17 protein-coding genes are annotated in these 21665 nt (G+C 48.1%); 4 read left to right on the top strand and 13 right to left on the bottom strand.

The window, feature by feature from the left end:
- Both NDA06_RS21890 and NDA06_RS21885 read left to right on the top strand, forming a co-directional pair.
- Window positions 1–233: peptidoglycan bridge formation glycyltransferase FemA/FemB family protein (locus NDA06_RS21890; protein ID WP_348251851.1), on the top strand; the 233-nt coding region annotated here is incomplete at its 5' end.
- Between the two features lie 36 nt (window positions 234–269).
- The gene (locus tag NDA06_RS21885; RefSeq protein WP_190534750.1) at window positions 270–1121 is read left to right on the top strand and encodes a DUF350 domain-containing protein; all 852 of its coding nucleotides are present in this window, start codon (window positions 270–272) and stop codon (window positions 1119–1121) included.
- A 1-nt stretch (window position 1122) separates the two neighbouring features.
- Here the strand turns inward: NDA06_RS21885 and NDA06_RS21880 are convergent, their stop codons facing one another.
- The 7 genes from NDA06_RS21880 to NDA06_RS21850 all read right to left on the bottom strand — a co-directional run bounded on the left by NDA06_RS21880 (window position 1123) and on the right by NDA06_RS21850 (window position 8205).
- Window positions 1123–1482, bottom strand: coding sequence for an S-adenosylmethionine decarboxylase (locus NDA06_RS21880; protein WP_190986567.1), 360 nt, complete (start codon window positions 1480–1482; stop codon window positions 1123–1125).
- An 11-nt stretch (window positions 1483–1493) separates the two neighbouring features.
- A complete protein-coding gene (coaBC, locus tag NDA06_RS21875; protein ID WP_190986566.1) occupies window positions 1494–2708 on the bottom strand; it encodes a bifunctional phosphopantothenoylcysteine decarboxylase/phosphopantothenate--cysteine ligase CoaBC in 1215 nt (404 codons plus the stop codon).
- The gene (locus NDA06_RS21870) at window positions 2709–2921 is read right to left on the bottom strand and encodes a DUF2555 domain-containing protein (protein ID WP_190818072.1); all 213 of its coding nucleotides are present in this window, start codon (window positions 2919–2921) and stop codon (window positions 2709–2711) included.
- Window positions 2922–3149: 228 nt separating this feature from the next.
- Window positions 3150–3770 carry an alpha/beta hydrolase gene (locus NDA06_RS21865; RefSeq protein ID WP_190427142.1) on the bottom strand — a complete coding sequence of 207 codons (621 nt, stop codon included), beginning with the start codon at window positions 3768–3770 and terminating at the stop codon, window positions 3150–3152.
- A gap of 24 nt (window positions 3771–3794) precedes the next feature.
- On the bottom strand, window positions 3795–4424 hold the full coding sequence (locus NDA06_RS21860; RefSeq protein ID WP_190427127.1) for a Crp/Fnr family transcriptional regulator: 630 nt from the start codon (window positions 4422–4424) through the stop codon (window positions 3795–3797).
- 318 nt (window positions 4425–4742) lie between these two features.
- On the bottom strand, window positions 4743–6605 hold the full coding sequence (gene ilvB / locus NDA06_RS21855) for a biosynthetic-type acetolactate synthase large subunit (RefSeq protein ID WP_190427129.1): 1863 nt from the start codon (window positions 6603–6605) through the stop codon (window positions 4743–4745).
- Between the two features lie 343 nt (window positions 6606–6948).
- The gene (locus NDA06_RS21850) at window positions 6949–8205 is read right to left on the bottom strand and encodes an MFS transporter (RefSeq protein WP_190412632.1); all 1257 of its coding nucleotides are present in this window, start codon (window positions 8203–8205) and stop codon (window positions 6949–6951) included.
- Between the two features lie 457 nt (window positions 8206–8662).
- Between NDA06_RS21850 and NDA06_RS21845 the strand changes: the two genes are divergently transcribed.
- A complete protein-coding gene (locus NDA06_RS21845; RefSeq protein WP_190986565.1) occupies window positions 8663–8974 on the top strand; it encodes an RNA-binding protein in 312 nt (103 codons plus the stop codon).
- Between the two features lie 464 nt (window positions 8975–9438).
- Here NDA06_RS21845 and NDA06_RS21840 read toward each other — a convergent pair whose 3' ends face one another.
- The 6 genes from NDA06_RS21840 to NDA06_RS21815 form a co-directional block, all read right to left on the bottom strand.
- Entirely contained in the window at window positions 9439–12294 is a 2856-nt protein-coding gene (locus tag NDA06_RS21840) for a hypothetical protein (RefSeq protein WP_190986564.1), read from the bottom strand.
- Between the two features lie 105 nt (window positions 12295–12399).
- Window positions 12400–14565 carry a hypothetical protein gene (locus NDA06_RS21835; RefSeq protein WP_190986563.1) on the bottom strand — a complete coding sequence of 722 codons (2166 nt, stop codon included), beginning with the start codon at window positions 14563–14565 and terminating at the stop codon, window positions 12400–12402.
- A gap of 229 nt (window positions 14566–14794) precedes the next feature.
- On the bottom strand, window positions 14795–16054 hold the full coding sequence (locus tag NDA06_RS21830) for a DUF4159 domain-containing protein (protein ID WP_190986562.1): 1260 nt from the start codon (window positions 16052–16054) through the stop codon (window positions 14795–14797).
- 61 nt (window positions 16055–16115) lie between these two features.
- A complete protein-coding gene (locus NDA06_RS21825; protein WP_190412627.1) occupies window positions 16116–17195 on the bottom strand; it encodes a phage tail protein in 1080 nt (359 codons plus the stop codon).
- A 185-nt stretch (window positions 17196–17380) separates the two neighbouring features.
- The gene (locus tag NDA06_RS21820) at window positions 17381–19588 is read right to left on the bottom strand and encodes a putative baseplate assembly protein (RefSeq protein WP_190986561.1); all 2208 of its coding nucleotides are present in this window, start codon (window positions 19586–19588) and stop codon (window positions 17381–17383) included.
- A 126-nt stretch (window positions 19589–19714) separates the two neighbouring features.
- Complete coding sequence (locus NDA06_RS21815) at window positions 19715–20128, bottom strand: GPW/gp25 family protein (protein ID WP_190412625.1); 414 nt, start codon at window positions 20126–20128, stop codon at window positions 19715–19717.
- Between the two features lie 629 nt (window positions 20129–20757).
- Between NDA06_RS21815 and NDA06_RS21810 the strand changes: the two genes are divergently transcribed.
- On the top strand, window positions 20758–21555 hold the full coding sequence (locus NDA06_RS21810; RefSeq protein WP_190986560.1) for a hypothetical protein: 798 nt from the start codon (window positions 20758–20760) through the stop codon (window positions 21553–21555).
- Window positions 21556–21665: the final 110 nt, after the last annotated feature.

Raw genomic sequence — 21665 nt, 5'->3', positions numbered from 1 at the left:
CTTACAGTTTACACTGGGCTGCAATGCAACGGGCAAAATCACGCGGTTGCACTTTCTATGATTTCTATGGTTTTACTCACGATCCTAATCATAGCTATGCAAAATTTTCCCGGTTTAAAAGTCAGTTTGGTGGCGTACCAGTAAAAACTATCGGTGCTCATGATTACTTTTTTTATGACCAACTAGCAGATACAATAATTGGCTTATTACAACACTTAAAAATATCGAATTAATTGAATATCAAAGAAATATTGAGAAGGAGTTAAGTAGTGGAACAAGTTAGTCAACTAGGATTTATTCTTCTAGAGCTAGTCGTAGGCTTTGGGTTGTTCTGGCTGGGACAACTCGCTTACCAAAAACTATTTCGTCGCATGGAATTAAACTTGGAACTATTTGTTAAAGATAATCCAGCCGTAGCGATCGCTCTTGTCGGATACTACCTCGGTATCGTCATTGCGCTGGGTGGTGTTTTAGGACAACCTTCAGGCAATTGGCAGGACAAATTACTCAATTTGGTAAGCTATGGCGCAACAGTCATTTTATTCATGTTGGCTGGCGCTTGGGTAGGCGATCGCTTAATTTTGCGTTGCTTTGATTGTAAGCGCGAAATTCTTGAAGAACGGAACACAGGCGCTGCTGCTGTAGAATTTGGCAATCACATCGCTAATGGACTCATTCTCAGCGCCGCACTCGGCGGGGAAAGTGGCACTTGGCTGGTAGGGTTTGTCTGCTGGATCGTTGGCTTAGGCGTACTCGTTTTGGTGAGCGTTCTCTATCCTCGTGTCACTAAATACAATGTATTTGGAGAGATTGAAAGGCGCAATAATCCTGCTGCTGGTGTGGCGTTAGCGGGCTTACTTATTGCCACAGGTAATATCGTGCGCGTAGCATTTGCCGCCGAGTTTCAAAATTGGGTAATTAGTTTTACTCAATATGGTTTAACACTCCTATTTTGCTTAGCCTCACTGATTGTAATTCGCTGGGTAGCAGATTTAATTTTAGTGCCAGGAGTAAAAATATCAGACGAAATTGCACGTCAACAAATCCCGAACTTGGGTGCTGGACTAATTGAAGCTTTTGCTTATATTGCGGCTTCATTTTTAATCGCTTGGGCTGTTTAAATTAACCAGTAACGCAGAAATATTTCCACTGCTCATTATTGGAATTGTCGCCAATCTCCAAAGTAAGTAATTCAGCAAGAGTTTTTGCTTTTTCGTAATTATCCTGCTGATAATCACACACATGGATATCAACGGTAACTTTCCCTTCTTCAGGCCAAAAATGCAAGGCAACGTGAGATTCTTCCAGTAAAAGAACTGCTGATACTCCCTGTGGTTGAAAAGTAAAAGAAAGCTGACCAACGGGAGTTAGATGGGCATCTTGAGCCGCACTTTTTAATGAATCTAAGAAATCGGCTTCTGTCCAACCAAAAATAGATGGAGAAGCGATGAGAATCGCTGAAAAATGATGGGATCTAAGCACCGCTTGTCCTTTTAGCCAGCACCTTGAACAAAGTCAAATAAAGCGTGAGCCATCTGCAATTTACTACAGGGTTCAATCTCTACTTTGCGCCCTTGATTGTCAAGAAATACGGCTTGGTTGTTGTCGCTGCCAAAACCAGCATCGGCTTGATCGATAGGATTGGCAACAATGGCATCCAAATTTTTCTTCTGCAACTTCTCCAAGGCTGGCGTTACAATATCCCCAGTCTGGGCGGCAAATCCAATTAACTTTTGATGCGGCTGTTTGAGACTCGCCAATTCTGCCACGATATCGGGTACAGATTCTAGAGGTAAGGCAGCGGGAAGCGATCGCTTCGGCAATTTCTGGGTACTATACTCGGCGGGTTTCACATCTGCCACCGCCGCCGACATCACAATCAAATCGGCATCGGGAAAACACTCTAACATCGCCTGCTGCATCTGCTGGGCGCTCATCACACTAATCAATTGCACTTTTTGTAGAGAGGCGATTAATGGCGTCTCCATTGGCCCATGCACCAGCGTCACAGATGCGCCGCGATGCAGTGCAGCTTGTGCCAATGCGAATCCCATTTTGCCAGTCGAAGGATTGCCGATGAAGCGCACCGGATCGAGATGCTCTCGCGTTCCTCCAGCACTAATTAAAACTCGTTTCCCGGCTAAATCTCGCTTCCCGCCAGTGTGCAATAGAGATGTAATTTGCGGCAAAATTTCAGCAGGCTCTGCCATACGTCCAGCACCAACGCGATCGCAAGCTAACAGTCCAGCACCGGGACCAACACTGTGATAGCGTTTATCTGCGAATACCTGTTGCCAATTGCGTTGCACTGCCACCTGTTCCCACATATCCGTATTCATTGCCGGTGCTAACAGCACTGGACAAGTTGAAGCGAGGACGGTATTCGTGAGCAGATTGTCAGCGAAACCATAAGCTAACTTGCCTAAGGTATTCGCAGTGAGAGGAGCAATAACAAAAACCTCTGCCCATTCTCCCAACTCAATATGCAAAGGGCGTCCGCGTGTCGGCTGCCAGAAATTTTCGTCTGTATAAGCAGGATGACGGGACAGCGTTGCTACGGTTAGCGGAGTGATAAATGCTTGAGCCGAATCCGTGAGAATCGCCCGAACTTCCACCCCAGTCTTTGCAAGCGCCGAAATTACCTCACAAACTTTATAGGCGGCGATACCGCCGCCTATCCCTATGAGAACTCGTCTGCCACTTTGCATTTAAGCTTCATCGAAGGGTTGAAAATCCAGTAGGTAGAGGTAGGGTTCAACTAAATCTGGACGTTGAAAAGCGATCGCTCTGAGCAAATGCCAATCATCCAATCCTTCAAAAGGATTGGTGTAATTATCTTGCTCTAGCCGTACAGCCAGCTGTTCCACTTCAGTTGCCGTTACAGCAGAAATATCCCGGTTGGAAATGCTAACAGTTGTCATTGACCGCGCCTCCCTCAATCTGCATCTGTGCCATGTATTATACAGATGCAACAAACCATTTTATCTTAACGCCATTACTGGCGATCGCTTAATATAAAAAACGTCAAGTTAGCGGGTCTACTAGCTTTAAACCGGAGATTTCACCGAGTGGGAATGGGGAATGGAAGGGAAGACTCAACACCCACTACCCATTTCACTCTGACGACTGCTATTAGCGGCTAGCGCCGATCAGATATTTGCCTTGACAAACTTCCGCATCACTTCTAAAGCTGCCGGTTGAACCTCATGCCCCATATCAAATTCCTGGTATTGTACCGATATTCCTAGTGCTGTTAAAGCGTCCCGTGCCTTCTGGGCAGCACTCAGCGGCACCACAGAATCTTGTCTCCCATGCAAAATTAATACAGGTGGATAAGTCGCATCAGGTTTTGGAGAGAGAGGATGCAAATAGCCGCTCAACACGACTAAACCCGCTAAAGGTAAATTCAATCCTACATCCAGCGTCATTGCTCCGCCTTGAGAAAATCCACACAAAATTGTGCGTGAAAGAGGGACGCCGGTAGAACTTTCTAAAGATTTGAGCCACTCAGTTAGCATTTGCTGACTTTTGACTAAATCCGCAGACTGCGAACCTCCTGGCTTTCCAAATTCGTACCACATTCGCCCCCCCGCTACATAGGGATTTGTAAAAGGGGCATCGGGCACCAAAAACTGATACTCCGGTAAATTCAAAAATGGGGCTAAGGATGCCAACTGTTGGGCATTCCCTCCAAAGCCATGCAATACGACAATCAACCCAGCGGGCTGTTGATTCGTTGCCGATGGAACCGAAATTACTGAGAGAGACAGAAGCTTACTCCTAACAAATGCGACTCACCAATCAGAGATGCTGGCAAAGCTCTCATCTTTTAGGATAATGTGGCGATCGCAATCCAGGCTAATCGATCCCTGTTGCTGTAGCTTGCTGAGCAATCGCGTGATTGTCACGCGGGTGGTACCGATGGCACTGGCGATATGTTGATGGGTGAGGCGTGCCCCCAGACGAGTTCCACCCGCCACAGGTTGACCGATTTCTTTTTTTAACAGCAACAACAGTCGCTGCAAGCGATCTTCGACCCGTCGCTGTCCGACAATGGCTAAAAGTGCCTCTGCTTGCCGCATCCGTCGTCCCATTTGCGGCAAAATCATCTGAGATAGACGTGGGGAAGCTTCAATTTCTGTGACTGAAAACCATCTTAAGTAGACATCACAGAGCGCCGTTGCCTGATAGGCTTGCAGCAAGGTCATCCAAAGACCAAAGAATGTTGCAGTTCCTGCCCAACCCAGCAACACTTCTTCACCATTCGGGCAAAGGGTACTCAGCTGCACCAAACCTCGATCGATCTGCCAAATGCCCTGTGGCACGAGGGGAATTAGGTCTCCCTTGGCATAAAAATGCAAACGACGCCCTTCATTGGGATCGTATTGCTCGATTGCTAGAACTGCTTTGGAAGTTGGAGGCATGGCTGTAATTATTTCCAGCTATGAAAATTTGGCGATGGATAGCCACTGCCACTGTAACCCCCAAAGGTAAAGGATAAGTAATCTTTTGATTACTAAAGGCTTAAAAAACAGTGTGCGAATCCTTTTAGATGGTGCCATCGCACCTTTGAAGGGTAAAGGCGATCGCATCTAAATTGTTCCAGATTCACCCTAAAAATAAAGAGACTGGCTATCAATCGCCAGTCTCAGTTTAATATTCCAAGGGAAAGGATCGGTAATCCAAAAGCTAAGAATCCATCAGCAATCGGTCAAAAACTCATCGCCGATCGCTGATTACCCTTAAATTTTGGTGCCGCAATCCGGACAGAAGTTGTTGCTGGCGATGTTTTTCGCACCGCAACCGCTGCAATATACTAGCTCTGTCGCTTTTTCCAACTTGCGGCGTTCTGGCAAGCCAATCATTTGAGCGTTACTCTTGCCAGGAGCCACCATTGGGTAACAGTTTTCGTCCCGTTTAACTTGGGCTTCCAGCAAAACGGGGCCGTTGTGAGCCAACATTTCGGCGATCGCATCTTTCAGTTCCGAGCGATCGCGGATCGACATTCCTTTAATCCCGAATGCCTTTGCCAGCATCACAAAATCCGGCATCCCCACTTCCATATTTGAGGACGAGTAACGCTCTCCGTAGAACGCCTCTTGCCACTGACGCACCATTCCCTGCCAGCCATTATTGATAATAACAGTCTTGACATTTATGCCGTATTGTGCCAGTGTGCCCAGTTCCTGTAAATTCATCTGGAAACTGGCATCGCCGCTAATACAAATCACCTGTTCGTTTGGCAGCGCTACCTTAGCACCCATCGCCGCTGGCATCCCGTACCCCATCGTGCCTAAACCGGCACTAGAAATCCACCGACGCGGCCCATTTTTGAGAAATTGCGCCGCCCACATTTGGTGCTGACCTACGTCTGTCGTGTAGTAGGCTTGGGGAGCTTGATTCGCTAGTTCTGAAATCACCTCTTGCGGTGCCAGACTATCGGGGTATTGGGGCACCACGAGGGGATAGTCTTCCCGCCAGCGATTAATGCGTTCCAGCCATGCTTTCGTTTGATTTGGCTCAAAAGCCGCGTTGGTTTCCTGACATCGGCGCAGCAAGTCAATCAACACGTTCCGCACATCGCCGACAATGGGAACTTCCGGAGCGCGATTTTTTCCGACTTCTGCGGGGTCAATGTCAATATGAATGACCTTGGCGTGAGAAGCAAATTCATCCAACTTACCCGCCACTCGGTCATCAAATCTAGCTCCCACCGCAATCAGCAAGTCACACTCGCTCACTGAAAAGTTAGCGTAGGCGGTGCCGTGCATCCCCAACATTCCCAGTGAGAGGGGATGGTTCTCGTCAAAGGCACCAATTCCCATCAGCGTCGTTGTTACGGGGATTTGGAAGAGTTCCGCCAGTTCCTGAATTTCTGCATGGGCACCAGATGTAATCGCGCCTCCCCCCACATACAGCAACGGCTGCCGTGCTTGCCGAAGTAAGGTACACGCTGCATTGATCTGACGAGGATTGCCCTTCACTGTAGGACGATATCCCGGCAATCTCACCGTATCCGGCTCCACCGGCACATAGTCAAATTCCGCTAATGCCACATCTTTGGGCACATCAATCAACACGGGTCCCGGACGTCCCGTACTGGCGATGTGGAACGCTTCTGCCACAATCCGCGCCATGTCTTCGGGATCGCGCACAACATAGGAGTGTTTCACAATCGGCAGCGTAATTCCGAAAATATCGGTTTCCTGAAACGCATCGCTGCCAATCGCGTTAAGAGCCACCTGCCCCGTGACTACCACCATTGGAATCGAGTCCATGTGGGCTGTTGCAATGCCTGTCACTAGGTTCGTTGCCCCAGGGCCAGACGTGGCAAAACAGACACCTACCTTGCCAGTGGCACGAGCATAACCATCCGCCGCGTGAGCCGCGCCTTGCTCGTGTCTTGCCAGAATGTGATGAATCCCGCCATCCGTTTGTGCCCGATACAGTTCATCGTATATCGGCAGAATTGCACCACCCGGATAGCCAAAAATATGTTCAACACCGTGACGCTTCAGACTGTCAATCAGGGCAAAGGCACCTGTTCTGCGGCTGCTCATTTGACGTATTGATTCTTTTTCCGAGACGCTTTGCGATCGCACCATGAAACCTCTCACTATAGCTACGTTCTTTTTTAAGATTTCTATCTAATTCAGCATTAGAAATAGGGGTTTAATTCTTAAGTCTAATCCTGATATCAATTCCTGTCGAGGGATTAACCCCCCAAAAACTCGCGAGTGTTTATTTTCTGTGACTTTAAGGTTTATTGTTTCGGTTCACGCCGCCAAGAAGGAGGTGCGCCAAGGATACTGGCTAAGGGCGGCTGACTTAATGAACGCGCCTTCAATCGGGTTGTAACGCTGAGCGCGTCCCCTTACCCAGCACAAGGCAAAGGCGTTTCTAGGAAGGATTGGCTACGAGATGTTACTCCTCAGTCCTCCTTTCAAACTAGATGACATCTTCCAAAACATTACGGGTACTGAGCCACGCCCAGACCCCAACGATATTCACGATAATGCTCATTCCCAAAAGAACGCCTCGCAAACCAAATTGATCCGTAAGTGGGCCAGCGATCGCTAGCGGCGCACTCAGTGCAATATTGACAGCATTATTCTGAAACCCAAAGACTTTGCCGCGCATATTTTCTGGGGTTGAGGCTTGAATCAGAGTTTGCATGGGTACGCCAATGAGCGAGGCACCCAGCCCCAACAGCGCACTTAATCCTAAGCCCATCCAGAGATTTGTCGTCAACGTAAACACACCCAACACAAAGCCCATACTCAAAAAACCCAATAGAGGCAAAGGCTTGTGGTGGAAGCGATCGCCCCAATGCCCCAACACCCCCGCACCAAAGACCATACCCACCCCAGCAGCGGATAATAAAAAGCTAAATTGACCCGGCTCATTGAGACCAATTTCCTTTGCCAGCTCAATTGCCAGTACAGTTAAAGCCGCAAACACCGAATATAGAATCGTCAGTTGTACCATCGCAGTCCGAACCAGGCGTTTTTTCCATAAATAACGGAAGCCTTCCTTAAGATCATTCCAAGGATGAACTGCGATCGACTCAATCGGAATCGGAGCTTCTACGACTTTCACTAACTGGCTGAGACCAGCAGCCAACAGGTACAGAAGCGCCACCAAGAATTCTTGACCATAGGTTCCCCCCCAAGTTCCGGCTAGACTCAACAGCGGCTCGCCCACAGAGAAACCGACAATCAGAGACCCCATCATGGTGGTTGTAAACAGCGCGTTTGCTGTCATTAAATTTTCGCGCTTGACCAATAGGGGAATCGCCGCCTGCTCTGCTGGGGCAAAAAATTGCGTAACTGTCGAGAGCAAAAACGTAATTACTAAGAGAACTAAAAACTGCTTTGGCAATATCGGAAGCAATAGTATCAATAAAGCGCGAATCCAATCAGAAGCCACCATAATTTGCTTCTTTGGAAAGCGATCTACAAAAATACCGGCAGCTGAGCCAAAGAAGATTGCAGGTAGTGTGAAAGCTACCATGATGGCAGAACGCATAGAATTTGCCCCCATCAGCGACGTCTGATAGTTTTCCAGCAACGCAATCAACAAAATGAAGAAGACCTTGTCTGCTACCTGAGACACGATCTGCCCTACCCAAAGAATGAGAAAAGGCCGATTCTTCATCAGAGCGCGAAAGCCACTACCAGAAGCCGGAGGTTCAGCTGGAAACATAAGAAGAGTTCAGGAGCCTCTTGAGTACATCTTTAAGTGTGCGCTGGCGAGAGTCACTTGTGCCAGTCGAGTAGCCACTTTTTGTCAAAGTTCTTAAAAGCCACATCTGCCATAATCGCTATCCCACTCTATATGCTAAGAAGCATCCAGTCTCGTAAAGATTCCAAAACCCATGACTTTTCCCGCATCCGTAGCGGTTAGAACCCCTGTATAGCTGTTGTTTTTACCTTGTGTATAAACCGCAATGCTTCGCAGAAAATTGTCACTCTTTAAATTACGAAATCATTCCCTTGACAAATTTCATATTGTTTTCCTTGATGGCGAATGCCTGAAGCCCGATCCTGTGCTAAGTTAATCACTGAGAATTTAATTCGGCTAAGTGAGTTGGTTGTCTACGTTGACAGGCGTCTCTCCGAATCTAAGTCTCTACACCATCTGCAGAAAGCGAGATACTTCCATGTCAATCTATGTAGGCAACCTATCCTACGACGTCACCCAAGAAGACCTCAGCCAAGTTTTTGCCGAATACGGAACTGTTAAGCGGGTTCAGCTACCCACTGACCGCGAGACAGGCCGCCCACGGGGTTTCGGTTTTGTAGAAATGGAAACTGAAGCTGAAGAAACGGCTGCCATTGAAGCTCTAGATGGAGCGGAGTGGATGGGTCGAGATTTGAAAGTTAACAAAGCCAAACCTCGTGAAGATAGAGGACCCTCTGGCGGCGGTGGTAATCGCAGACCCAGTAGCGGTGGCTTTTCTCGGCGCTACTAAGTTTTAAGACAAAAACATTAACAAGTCTAGTCTCCAGCAGATTGACACTTCCACTGCTCCACGCTGTTTTTACTTTCTATATATAGAATGGGCGTTCTAGCAGTGGATTTTTATTTAAAAATGCTGACATTTCTAAAATCCTGAATTGTTAACCTTCCTTTACATTTTTGTTGGCATCAGGTATTAAGTAGTGCTGATTCAATAAAATTTTGACGGGTTTTAGAAACTTTTTAGTCGCAAATTCCCTACTCCTTTAATTAAGATTGACAGAGCCGTAAGGGGGAAAAGCTAATTAAATACATTGCTCCCAACCCCAAGACCTAGTCAGTAAGTAGGATTAATTATTTGTGGGATGGGCTAAGCGATCGCGTCACCCCTGTAAGTGTTGGGCTTGCTAGGTCAATCCCACCTCCAAAAATCTTCAATTGAATTACATTCGCTTACTTACCCAGCCGTTAATTCAGTCAGTCAGGACGGGGGGGTAATTCAGAGGGCGAGAGCGAACCTGGTTCGCTGGGGGTTGGTACGGTAGCAGGATTGGCAGGAGTACCAGCGGCAGGAGTAGCAGTGGCAGTACCGGCAGCAGGAGTACCGGCAGCAGGGGCACCCGTGCCAGAAGCCTCTGGGGTACCAGGGGCAGAGGTTGCGGCGGGGGCACCCGCTGCTCCGGGAGGGGGCGCTGGGGGCAGCGGCGGTGGGACGATTGGAGCCGGGGCTAAGGTAGGTGGAGCGGGGACTAAGGTAGGTAGAGCCGGGGCTAAGGCAGCAGGTGGCGGTGGGGGTGGCGGTTCAAAAGTTTCAATGGTAACCGCTCTGCTAATTTGTTCGCCAGCTCCATTGGTGACTTGCAGCGTAATCGTTTCACTACCCGGTTTCTGACTGAGAGTGTAGGGGATACTGCCCTGAACGGGAACCGTACCGGGTGCCGGAAGCAGCTCAACTTTAATATTGCTGCCGCCTTCTACTTTCCAAGATATTTTAAGAATTTCACCAGGTTTTACCTGATTGACTGGAACAATATATTTGGGTAAAGCTTCTTGATTGTTGATTTTAAAATTAACAATTCTCGAAGGTTGGGCTGTAATTTTAATCGCATCCGTCTTCTTGGAATCTGATGGTTCCTGTTGTCCTGTATTGGGAACGACCATCATTTCAAAGATGTAGTCTCCTGGTTTGCGGGCATCTGTAGGCACATTTTTACAGATTAGCGCTGCTTCGGCAGTACAGTATTTTGCCAAACCCTTTGCAACACCTTTGCTGAAGTCAAACCGCTTCAATACACTATTTACCGTACCGTCAGGCGAGCGCCCGATCAACTGCAACTCTTTGATCTGCTCTGGATTCACGACTCTCCAATTGAGGTGAATTTTATTGGCATTGGTGGGCTTACCAGGGACTTCTGCATAAATCGGTCTTGTAGAGGAAAACTCGATAATTTTTGGGGGAGGCTCCGGTTCAATTTTGATCGGACTGGTCTTCAGCGTATCCGATGCGACATCTTTTCCTTTTTTGGAGAAGACTTTCAGTTCAAAAACATAGTCACCGGCTTTGCGGGCATCTGTCCGCACATTTTTGCAGATTAAAACCTGACGAATCGCGCAAAATGACTTGAGTTGCTCTGGAACACCCTGGCGGAAATCGTAAGAAATGGGTTCAACGGTAGCTGTACCGTCAGGCGATTGCCCGGTGAGCAAGAGCGACTGAATCTGATTTGGGTGGCGAATTTGCCAACTCAGACGAATTAAGTCATCTTCAGATGCTTGATAGAGAGCATCTGAAGAGCTAAATTGAAGAATTTTTGGCGACGGCTTTGGCTTAAAGAAGATCAACCAAATCAGGAAAGCGATCGCTACCAGAATTCCTAAAGAAAGCAGTAGTACCAACAGGAACTGCCACCAAGGACGGGGTTCCCAATACAACGTCCCTTGTGGGGCATCATTAATTAAGGGCAACTGCTGCGTATCTTCAACTTCAACGCCGAAGCCGATCAACCTCCCTCCCCCATACAGAGGGCGACGCCACCACTTGAGCGGTTTTACCTGAACTTCGGCGATGGCTAAGGAAAAAGGCGCTATCCGTATCAAGGAAGGCGAGACCGTGTAAGAACACACATCCTCCTCATCCAAACTTTTGGCTCGCAGGATAACCTCGCGCGAGGTGTTGCCCCCATTGTTTAATCTGAGTTCGTACAATCCGGATAGGCGTCTCACCTTACCGACCAGGGTGCGGAATTCTACGGTCAGAAGGTAAGTCGGGAGAATTTCTAGGTAAATGACATCCAGCAATACCAAGTCTGGATTGTTAACAGAATATAAGCGAACGGTAGGATAGTAAGTTCCTGCCAGCGCGTCCATTGGCGGGTTTAACACCAGCAGAATTTGCCCAGTATCTCCGGGGTTGAGGTCTAATCCTGTCGTCGTTGTCACCAGTCCCGGCGACTCTAGCCCTTCCGGATAACGCACGCTAAACCATTTCTCGTCCAAATCCGGGCACATCAGCCGAAACCGATCGACTCTGGCAGAGCGGTTGTGTACGTTCACCACAACTTGCAACAGCGAACCGGGTTGGAGACGAGCCGGAACCGCAGAACTGGTGATTGGCTGAAGACTAAAGGTAGGATCGCTAACCCGAATGGCAGTCTCAATCGGCGGTAAAACCTGAAGTCGCGCTTGATGGCGGATCGGGGTATCTTCCGGGTAGTGCTGCGGCGCATCGACGACCAACAGGTAGGGGTAGGTGCCCGGTTTCGTCTCGACTGGCACCTGAAACTGAAAGATGACCTCGCTGGTAGAGTTGGAACCTAACGCCAGTCGCTGATGGGGAGAAGTACACCACTGACGGAGCGGTTGGGATACTTCATCGATAAAAATATCAATTAAGGCGCTTTGATTGCCCTTGTTGCTGACCGTGATGCAGAGATCGAAGGTCGCTCCGGCGACGAGGGCGTAGTCTCCGGAAGGATTGAGGATCACCGCGAGGGGATTACCGGGAGCCAGCGCTTGGTGGATGGTTTTAGGTAACTGCTGAGCGCCTCGTTTGGCAGCAAGACGCATCCGATAGCGTAATTCGCCTGCTACTTCCGTCTCCTGTACAAAGCCTTGAGCAACCAGATCGTCCAACAGCGCGATCGCTACGTCTTCCCCTGAGCCTGTACGATCTGCCACCTCAGCCAGACTAACTTCGGATTTTTTACGCATCATCCATTGCACGATCTGTCGCTGGGACTCAGGCAGCGTCAGGACATCGACCATGGTGAGACCACCGGCTTTTTCATCCTGTCTCTCTAAGGAACCAGCATCGAACGGTTGTCTCGTTGTCATTGTTTCCCTCCCCAGAAATAAGGACTGAGGAGACGCGATAAATCGGCGTCTCTACACGGCTGAAAACTCAGTGAGGCTTCTCGCTCAGTTCTCCGTTTTTTCACCTCAGTTTTGTTGGTCGCACTGTAGTTGGGGTAGCCGATCCGCACGTTTTAACCTCACTTCAGTATCGTCACTACCACTCAGCACAAAGATAGAGTTTCCGACCGTCTTAATATCTACACTATTAATATGCCAAGACTGACCAAACGAGCCATCGATTTTTCTGCCTTTTAACTGAGAATCCCGCTTACCTTCAGCAGTCAGAGGCCAAAGCATCACTCGTCCGTCATCCCCTCCACTCACCAAGTAGCAACCATTTGCGCTCAATGCTACCGAGCGAACTGACTTGCCGCCATGACCATCCGACCATTCATCCAAAACTTCACAAGGTCCCTGCTCGGCAAGACATTTTTGCATATTCCATAAGGTAATGTACCCCTGGTTATCAGCAGTGACTAAAAGATTCGGCTTGTATTCAGCACTATCCAAGCTGACGATGTAATCTTCCTGACCTCCTTGGCGAGGATAGGATACGCGCCCCCACTTGTCTTTTGCCAAATTCCAGACGACAAATTGGTTGAAGCGTCCTGCGATCGCTAGGTTTTTATCCGCTTTTCCCACCAATGCCAGAGCATTCACGACAAAATCAAATTTCTTCCCTCGCAGCGGTTGATTGGTAGCGTTAGGATTGTCGAGGTCGCGTTCCACATCCCACACTGCAACTAAGCCACTCCCGTGACCGCTTAATAGATAACGCGAGTCTTTGGTGAATTCTAGAGCTAAAACCCGATCGTCCTTTTGAAAAGAGAAAGAATTTATCGGTTGCTTTCTTTCTCCCGATACATTCCATAGCTGGATCTCTCCATTCTCCAGGCCTGCGGCAACCACATCATTGTCTACTGGTTTATAGCGGATGACCCGCACAGCTTTACCCGCCTTTCCCACAACTCCCATTTGTTGATTAAGCAAGGGATTCAGAAAGCCTGAAGTGCGCCATCTAATTGCGGTTTGGTCATTCGAGCCAGTAATGAGTTGCTCTCCGAGTCCATTAAATTGCACCGACGTGACAGAAGCTTTGTGTCCCCAAAATGGGTTGTAAGGGTTTAGCCACGACAGCGCCCAGAGCAAGAAAAGCAGCAAGATTAATCCAGTTAACTGCATCCAGATAGGGAGAACTGGCCGGACAAGCAGTTTCAAGATTTGGGTGTCATTTCGGACATCTAAGCGCTCATCCGACACAATCGCCTTAACTTCCAAAAGAAATCTTTGAACTGAACCCAACCAGCGCCGCTTCCTCGTACAGACTAGCTGTAATTGAGTCGTCTCACCTGGCTTCAGGTCTGCCACTTCAGGGATGATCTGCAAATGGAATCTCCGCCGATCTTCCGCATTGACTTCGCAACTCACTTGCTGCGTTAGATTGCTGGCGTTCTCAAAATTGAGGTTGTAAGTTGCGGAGTTAGACTTCCATCTCGGCAGCCAATTCCGCGATGGAGGGATTTGCTGTAAGGCTGGGGTGCAACTGAAATCTATAAATCCCGCAGCAACAACCTTAATGGCTCCTGCATTCTTTGATGGAGGACCATTGTGCTGAGTACATTCAACGGAAAAAGGGTATACCTGGCTGGGAGCAAGGGTGGCAATGGGTATTTGGCATAAGAAACTTGTTTCTACCTTGCTACCGGGTGCAACTTGCAGCCGTCGTTCGGCACTCTCGGCTAGCCAAGTCGGCTCTATGCCCGCAAAATGTAGCACGACGTTGGTGGACAGTTGGCTGGGATTGTATACCCAGACTGGTATTTCGATCAAATCTGTCGGATGAACAACAAATTCTCGGACTGGCAGCTCAACCTGCATGGGGATAGAGCCAGTTCCCTGCTCAATGGATATCCTCAAAAGTTGTCTTTCTTCTTCCCGCAGTTCCATTGAGAAGATGCGGACGGTGATATTCATTTTGCCGACAAACCCAGGAACGGGCGTGTCAGTAATCGCTACATAAAACTTTGTACTATCTCCAGGGGGTGTTTTGGCGCTAATTCCTGGAGATAGTTTATACCAGGAATTAGCTAAACTAGAGTCAGCACCAGCGGCTAGTAGTTCTACTTGAAAAGTTGCAAATTGATTGCTTTCATTCGTAACTGTTACTTCAAAGGCAGCGGGTATCCCTCCCGGTTTGTATCGAAGTAGCTGGGTGGATAATTTAGCGTAGATTAAACTTTTATTTACCATCGAAAATATACCTTTTTAGCGATAGCAGTCTTATTTGATTGAGGAGAGCTACCTTTTTTATGAACCGAGAAGACACGAATAGCGCTAAGGAAGAAGGAAACAAGAGAGAATTTTATGAGTTCATTAGAATTACTTTAGTACCTAGATATCTAAATAACTGTTAGCCGTTGCTAGCAAAAAATAAGAACATCGGAAAGATGCCTAGTTTGTGTTTGAAGTGGAGAATCTTTTAAAATTGTAGTTTGTCAAAAATCACTTGTTTGACAGACGGTTTAGCAACGGTTGACACAGGATTGTCTGCCCTTAATAATTGGGTGAGTTGCCGCTTGCGCCATGCGAAATGCAGAAGGTTTATTCCTAATTCTTGGGCGGTACGAATCGTTTCTCGCGGTAGTAAAAGCTTGTCATCTAATCCCCATGCTGCTGAGAGATTGCCAACGACTAAGATAATTCCTCCTCCATAGCCGAGTTGAATGGGCTGTTGATTTAAACTAGGTAAGGCTGCAAACAAGAAAGGCTGTGTCCGCAAGGGATGATTTCGGCTCAAGCGTTTGATATCCTCTAAAGGAGTTCCGAGTTGTTGAGCGATCGCCATGATGCTCTCAATCAGCTCTATGGCATCAGTAGCAGCATCAACTAGCAGAACACCCCCTGTCTCTAAATAATTTTTGAGGGCTTCAAATTCTCGATCGTTGAGAGAGAGTGCTTGACGACCTGTAAAGTAAAGCAGGTCATAGCCTAAAGCGGCAAGCGGCAAAGACTTTTCGGCACCCAAAAAGGGAACTTGTCCTATCAGATCCGCTCCCTGCAAGCTTGGGTAAAGTGCAGGAACCGAATTGAGTAAGTACGAAAGATTGGAAAAACTGCGCCCATCGGCAGGTTGCTGCTGCGTCACTTGGGCAACGCGGACAACTGCTTGAGGACGCGATCGCGCGATCGCTCGATAACGTAAATCTAAGCTATTAACTGTCGGAAAAAATACATCCTTGGGATTCTCTAATTCCTCTGACTCGGATTGCAGAAAAATTCGGCACAATTCCACTTCCATTTCACTCGGTGGAGTGGTCTTTTCATCTAACCGGAAGGTTTCCTTTTCAAATTCACGAGACTCTTTCCGGCGCAATTTCTCCGGATCTACATAACTAATCGCTAGATAAACCATCTGAGGATTTTCTGTCAGCGTCTCACCCGACACCCGAAATTCAATCGGTTCGGAAACAACAATCGGGTTTCCCGCTAAATCAATCGCAATTCCCGGCTGAATTTGTACCCAACGTCCATCCCGGAATTGCGGCGCGACTTCCGCTGGTGCTGCGATCAAGCGCACGCCTAAACCGCAGACAATTCCTGGCTGATTGAGCGACTGATAATGGATATTCTGTCTCTGTCGGTGGTACTCATGTGCCCGACGCCAACGGTCGGCATTCATCAACAGACCATCAGTAACTTGGAGACGTTCTAAAGGATTCGTTGGGGGTGGTGGAAACATAATGATTAATGGCTAATTAATGATTGCTAATTATTAATGACTCATGGTTTTTTTACTCAGATTACCCACTACCGATTACCTCTGCGATATCCAGATCGTAAGTGCAGAAAGCCGGTTTTTCTTGGTCGATGATGTGCCGCACCAATCCTTCATCAACTTGACCAGGTCGCTCAGGTCGCAGGCGTACAATGAAGTGATAAGGACGCCCACCGCCCAACATGGAGTCTTCGCCAAGGCGGGTTTCCCCTAAAAGGAAACCTTTACCAAAGATTTCTTCAATACTAATGTGCTTATCAGCTTCTTCAGGGAGATGCTCATCGAGTGGCAAGTCTGTATAGAGATGTAGATAGAGCCGCAACCCCCGTCGCGTTCCTCGCCAGCGATAAAGTTCTACCGCCTGACGAATCAGATATCGCTGCCGATTTAGACTCCATCGAGGGTCCATCGGCCATGCTACCCAGTGGGCTAGAAAGGGTAGCATCGTCGTCGGCGCAGTCAAAGGATCTAAGTAAGCCCACAACAGATCCATCGACTGCACTGCGGGTTCAAAAGTCTCCTCAAAAATCTTTAAAAAGCGACCAATAAAGTCTACTTCCCGATAGAGACTGGGCAAAAAATCCAGGTAGAGACTGCGGGGACGTACATAAAGGTTGAAAGCTGCGGATTCAATTAGTTGCCGACCTGGTGTAGCAATCCCTCCAGTTCCTCCTAGCTCTGTGTAGTACACATAAAGGCGGCTATGATAATCAACGACTAGGGTTTCGCCCGACTCCAAAGACTGGTTATTCTCAAAGAAGTTGGTTGGGATTTGGAAATATAACACCGCATCCATCTGCTGACCTGGAGCAATTTCATGCCCCTCCATCCCAATGCGACACCATTGGCTTGGGAAGTTGCCCTCAAGTTGCAGGCTCACGTCTAGGATTCGGGTTCCCAGGTTTTTTAGCTGCACCACCATTTCACTGGGTTCGCCTGGATACACGAGCAATTGATTGCTCGTCATGCCTTCGGTACTGACACTGCCACTGAGTGCCAGGGCATTAGCCGTGCTACTCGCCCCCACTGGCTGAACTGCCTCGGCAAGCTGCATGGGGGTGAGTGTCAGGTGTAAGATTTTACCGTGCGACGTGCTTTGAGTCATGGTCTGTGGTGAGTGCTGAAAATCAGGGGTGAGGGCGGAAAACTCAGTGAAAAATCAGACAGTGGAAAGCCAGAAGCCAGCAGTTAAAAATTGAGAAGAACTGATACTACTTTCTCATTCTGTTCACACTTGCACTGAGTCCGTGCTTCGCACCGCTTCGCTAACAGTCCTCATCCCTCAGTCCTTTATTGAATGAGGTTGACGACATGACCGGAGCGCAGGCGAGTGTTCAGCCAGGAACAGACTAGCCCTAAAGGGCCGGGATCGATGACCGGATTTTGAGGCAGTGTACGAACCCAGGTTTGTTCCTGCTGACGCAACTCAAACAGCTGCACCACACCTAAATAGCGAACGCCTGGAATTTGCTGGAATAAGGTGACAATGTCTGAAGGATAAACGGGGCGTCCAAAAGGCCAGCCTTTCCCATCCATTCCGCCAGTAAGTGGGTTGAGGAAGCGGTACAACGCTACCCGTAATTTCAGCAGAATTTCTTCTTGGGCACGGGGGTTATTGTACTCTGGCTCCAGTGCCACTTCAGTTTGAACAGACACTCCGACATATTCAGGTGCTTGCAGACGCACTTGCACTCCCAGCAGTCGTCGCTCGTTCAGGTAAGCATGGATTTGCTCGCTCAGTTGAGGGCTGAGGGAAAATAGGTCTGGGTGAATGCCTTCGCCTCGCGCGATCGCATCCGTATTCGCTTGGGGCACCAGCATCAGTCGAACGGTTCCTGCTTCGCTACTATCGGTAGGAGTCAGACAACGGGCACGAGCAACGCCACCACCTGCTGCCTGTAGCGCCAGTACCTCAAAATCTTCGGGGGTGACGGCGCGATCGCGGGTGCGGAGCATTGCTGGCACTCGGATGACGGCGTCTTCCAAAGATTCGGCGTCGGCACCGTTGCGGGCGGGGGTATGGTTAATGACTCTGGCAACGTAGGGAACGGCTGACTTGGGGATAGTAATGGTTCCCCGTTGAACATTGCCTTTTCGACCTCCTCCCGTGCGGTAAGCGACCATCCGAATCGCCGAGCCTTTGGGCGGCACTGCACCATATTGACGCTCTAGCGATCGCACTTCTTCGGGACGGGCGCTAGCATTCAACAGGCGATCGCTCACAAGGTGCTGCATCTGCGTTCTCGCGCGCAACTGAGTCTGCTGCTGGAGTTGGGCGGGTTCTCGAATCAGGGGGCCAAACTGAACCATCCCAGTCCGCGAGTCAATCGTGTAGTGAAGATCCTGAGGGCCAGAATCAGCAAAGTCATTGACTTCTGTCCATATTTGAGGCAAGGCTCCAGGCGGACTTACCAAAATGTATTCATCTTCCCGCCGTGTCAAGACAGGAACGCCTTGCAATTGGAAAGTTTGACCAGGCTTACCCTCGCTTTCTCCCAAAAGTTCATTTCTAATCTGTTCGCATTGAGAAGCAAGGACGGTGCCACCAATCGCCCTCGCCGACAAACTCACAATCCGCGGAGAACTACTGTAACCCGGTTGCGTAGGGTCGATGTGACTATAAACGCAGCGCAGCCAGCGACCCTGGTAGGTGAGGAAGTGGCTCACAGGCCAGCGTTGGGGCAGATGTAGCACGACGTCCCCACTTTGGAGGGGATTGCTTCCAGTCCGAGCGAATTCGCTGAAACTAAATCCTTTCGTGCCATCATCAGCTTCCTGCAACAAAACCGGCTGCCAGTACGCGCCATTCCAAGCTTCCCAGCGGCGAGGAGGCGCGTCGGGATTAATCCCAGTAGATGTCGCAACTTCTCCTTTAAACTTGACTGCCAAAACATTCCCTTCGCATTCGTCCTCCGGGTCGAATACCAGATAAAAGCAATTTCCCGGCTGGGGTTGCTCATCAAAAAAGGCTAATTCTCTGCCCATCCACTCACCGTCAGGGCGCAGAGTCCAAAGGTTCGTGAAGCGATCGCGCAACATTTGGGGAGTATCTTCAACCGTCTGAGCGGTTAGAAAATGTCGGATACTGGGCTTGCCAATCACCAGCGGCTGGTTGGTACTGAAGACAATCGCTTGCTCAGTTTCTGTCCTGACGGTCGCAATTTCTACCCCAGATGGAATCGTATACGGTTCGGGCAAAGCAGCACTCAGATAAAAAGTCAGGTCTGTCTGAGCGGGAACCGGAGCTTGCAGGCGAACCCCTAGTAACTCTAAAAAAGCAACATAGTTGCGACGGGGAACTTGATTGAACCGCAGCAACATTTGATCGGTCAGCCACGCAAATAGCTCAATCAGCGTGATGCCAGGATCGCTAGGGTTATAATTCGTCCACTCCGGACAATAGCGAGGAATCCGTAGAATGCACTCATCTACTAAATCTTTGAATGTCCGATCATCTAAATCAGACTTCGGTAACTTGGGTAAAAAATCAAAGTCCATTATTAATAAATAATCGGTAACTAGGAATTGGTAATTAGTAATTGGGCAAAAGTTATAGAAATGCGATAAATGAGTAGGGATTTTGAATTAAAGAATTCTCTTGTTACTCAAAACCCTCATGAACCATCACTCCTCTTTGCCGTTCAGATAGAAAGGATAGACCAAGCTCCGAGCATCATAAGTGCCCTTAGGATGGTATTCCACAATAATATCCACTCGACCTCGGATGGGATCGGGGTCAGTCCGCACCAAATCGATGACAATGCGCGGCTCCCACATTTCTAGAGCTTCTTGGACGTGCAAGCGCAACAGGAGAAGGGTTTGAGTATTCATGGGCGCAAAGACCATCTCCGATAAGCGCGACCCAAAATTGGGTCGATACACCCTTTCTCCGATTTCAGTCCGCAGGATAATCCGAATAGATTCTTCAATATTCCGTTCTGCCGAACTGAGTTGAAGCCCTCCCTGTACGTTCACCCGTAGTGGGAAAGACCATCCCGTACCCAAGTGGCTGCGCTGCTTATCCGATCCTTCTGGCATAAAAGTGACTCTGTGCCTAGTATCGCAGCTACTTTACTAAAGCTGAAAGTCCCCGACTATTCGCCAAAAGTCGAGTTATCCCAAGCTGTCTGTAGTCCTATGTTCTAGGGGCGGTGCCCTTCTACCTCAAAGCGGGTTGTAGCCGAAGGCAACAGTCGCCAAGCGCAGCCAGTCACCAGCACATACAACATTGCTTAAATGACCTGAATCAGTTTGACACTGCGGGAGCTACCCCGTGTTTAGGGGCTGACTAATCGTTGACTCTCTACCCAGTATCCTCATTTTGATGGAAATGGAAGTTTTACAAAACCGGGATGCTCCTTGTGTGCGAGGCATACTCCAAGAATTAGTAATGTAATAAGTCGTGCTTGGACAGCACCCCAGAGCAAGTGTTTGGAGCGAATTGGTTAGCAGTTGAAGACAGAGGTTATTGTAGATTGAGATGCTTTCGCTTGTGGAGCATTTAAGGCTTAGGGTGGGGAATTTTAGCGTTTGAACAAGACTTTTGAGGGGTTATTAGAAGAGATTTTACTTAAAATTAACATTAGCCTTTGGGGAAGTGCAAACTAAAATCTGTGGTTTTCTTACAAATATCATTTAGACATCGAATTTAAGATTCTTTTATTGCTATGACAGAGCAAATCAGGGAAAAATTTATCTATAACGGAGAAACTTACTATTTAGTTGGCTTAGAACCTTCGTTAAAATATCCGGTTGATGGGATTAATTCTACAGCCGAAGAATCGATAGATTTTGATGGAATAGAAGATAAAATATTTGATTTGTTAAATGAGAAATCAGTTCCTTCAAACGTAATAAAAGAAGGAGTCTTAATTAGACCGGACGACTATGGGATGAAAGAGATTCTATTTTCTACAGCTTGCCGGAGAGGATTTTATTCAACCTATGAAATTGTTAATGAAGAATTGTTTTTGAAGGAAATGACTGTCGGTAGTGTTACTGGTGGTCATAAACCTATAGAAGGAGTTATGCCAACCTACGATAACCGTAGTGGTTTTTGTTATCGGAATCTTAAAATTTTTACCCGTTTTACTGGGACAATCACCTTAGGTAAAGACTTCATTGATGGAATCTTCTTAAAACCTCTTTTGGGGATGACATTTTATCAAGGCAAATTAGTTGCGATTCAAGACCTTTCATTAGACATTTCCATTAGTCTTGCTGTTATCTTTGGCGGGTTAGAAGCTGTTAAGAGACGCTTGGCTAGTGCAGTGTCAGCGCAAAGAATTCTTGCATTAAGCGGTGCCCTCTATTATGGCGAGTCAGGCTTAGATTTGGTGATTCCTGCTTTGCTGGATGAATCGGCACAGGTAATGTGGGCTGCGTACTCGCTACTGCGGACAAAGACAGAAACGAAAGTCAAAATTGCCTTGCAAGAATTCAATCCTTATCAATTTTTTGAATAGACCTCCTGCATGAATGGTCAAGTAGTGTGCCAGTTCATAATCGAGATTGCACAATAAGGGAGTAGATCAGCATCAAGAAACTGGGGAGTTGGTATGCCGTATACGGAGCT

Origin of the sequence: Trichocoleus sp. ST-U1, assembly GCF_039961835.1 — a bacterium.
Lineage (GTDB): Bacteria > Cyanobacteriota > Cyanobacteriia > Cyanobacteriales > FACHB-T130 > FACHB-T130.
This window is presented reverse-complemented; position numbering and strand designations above follow the sequence as displayed.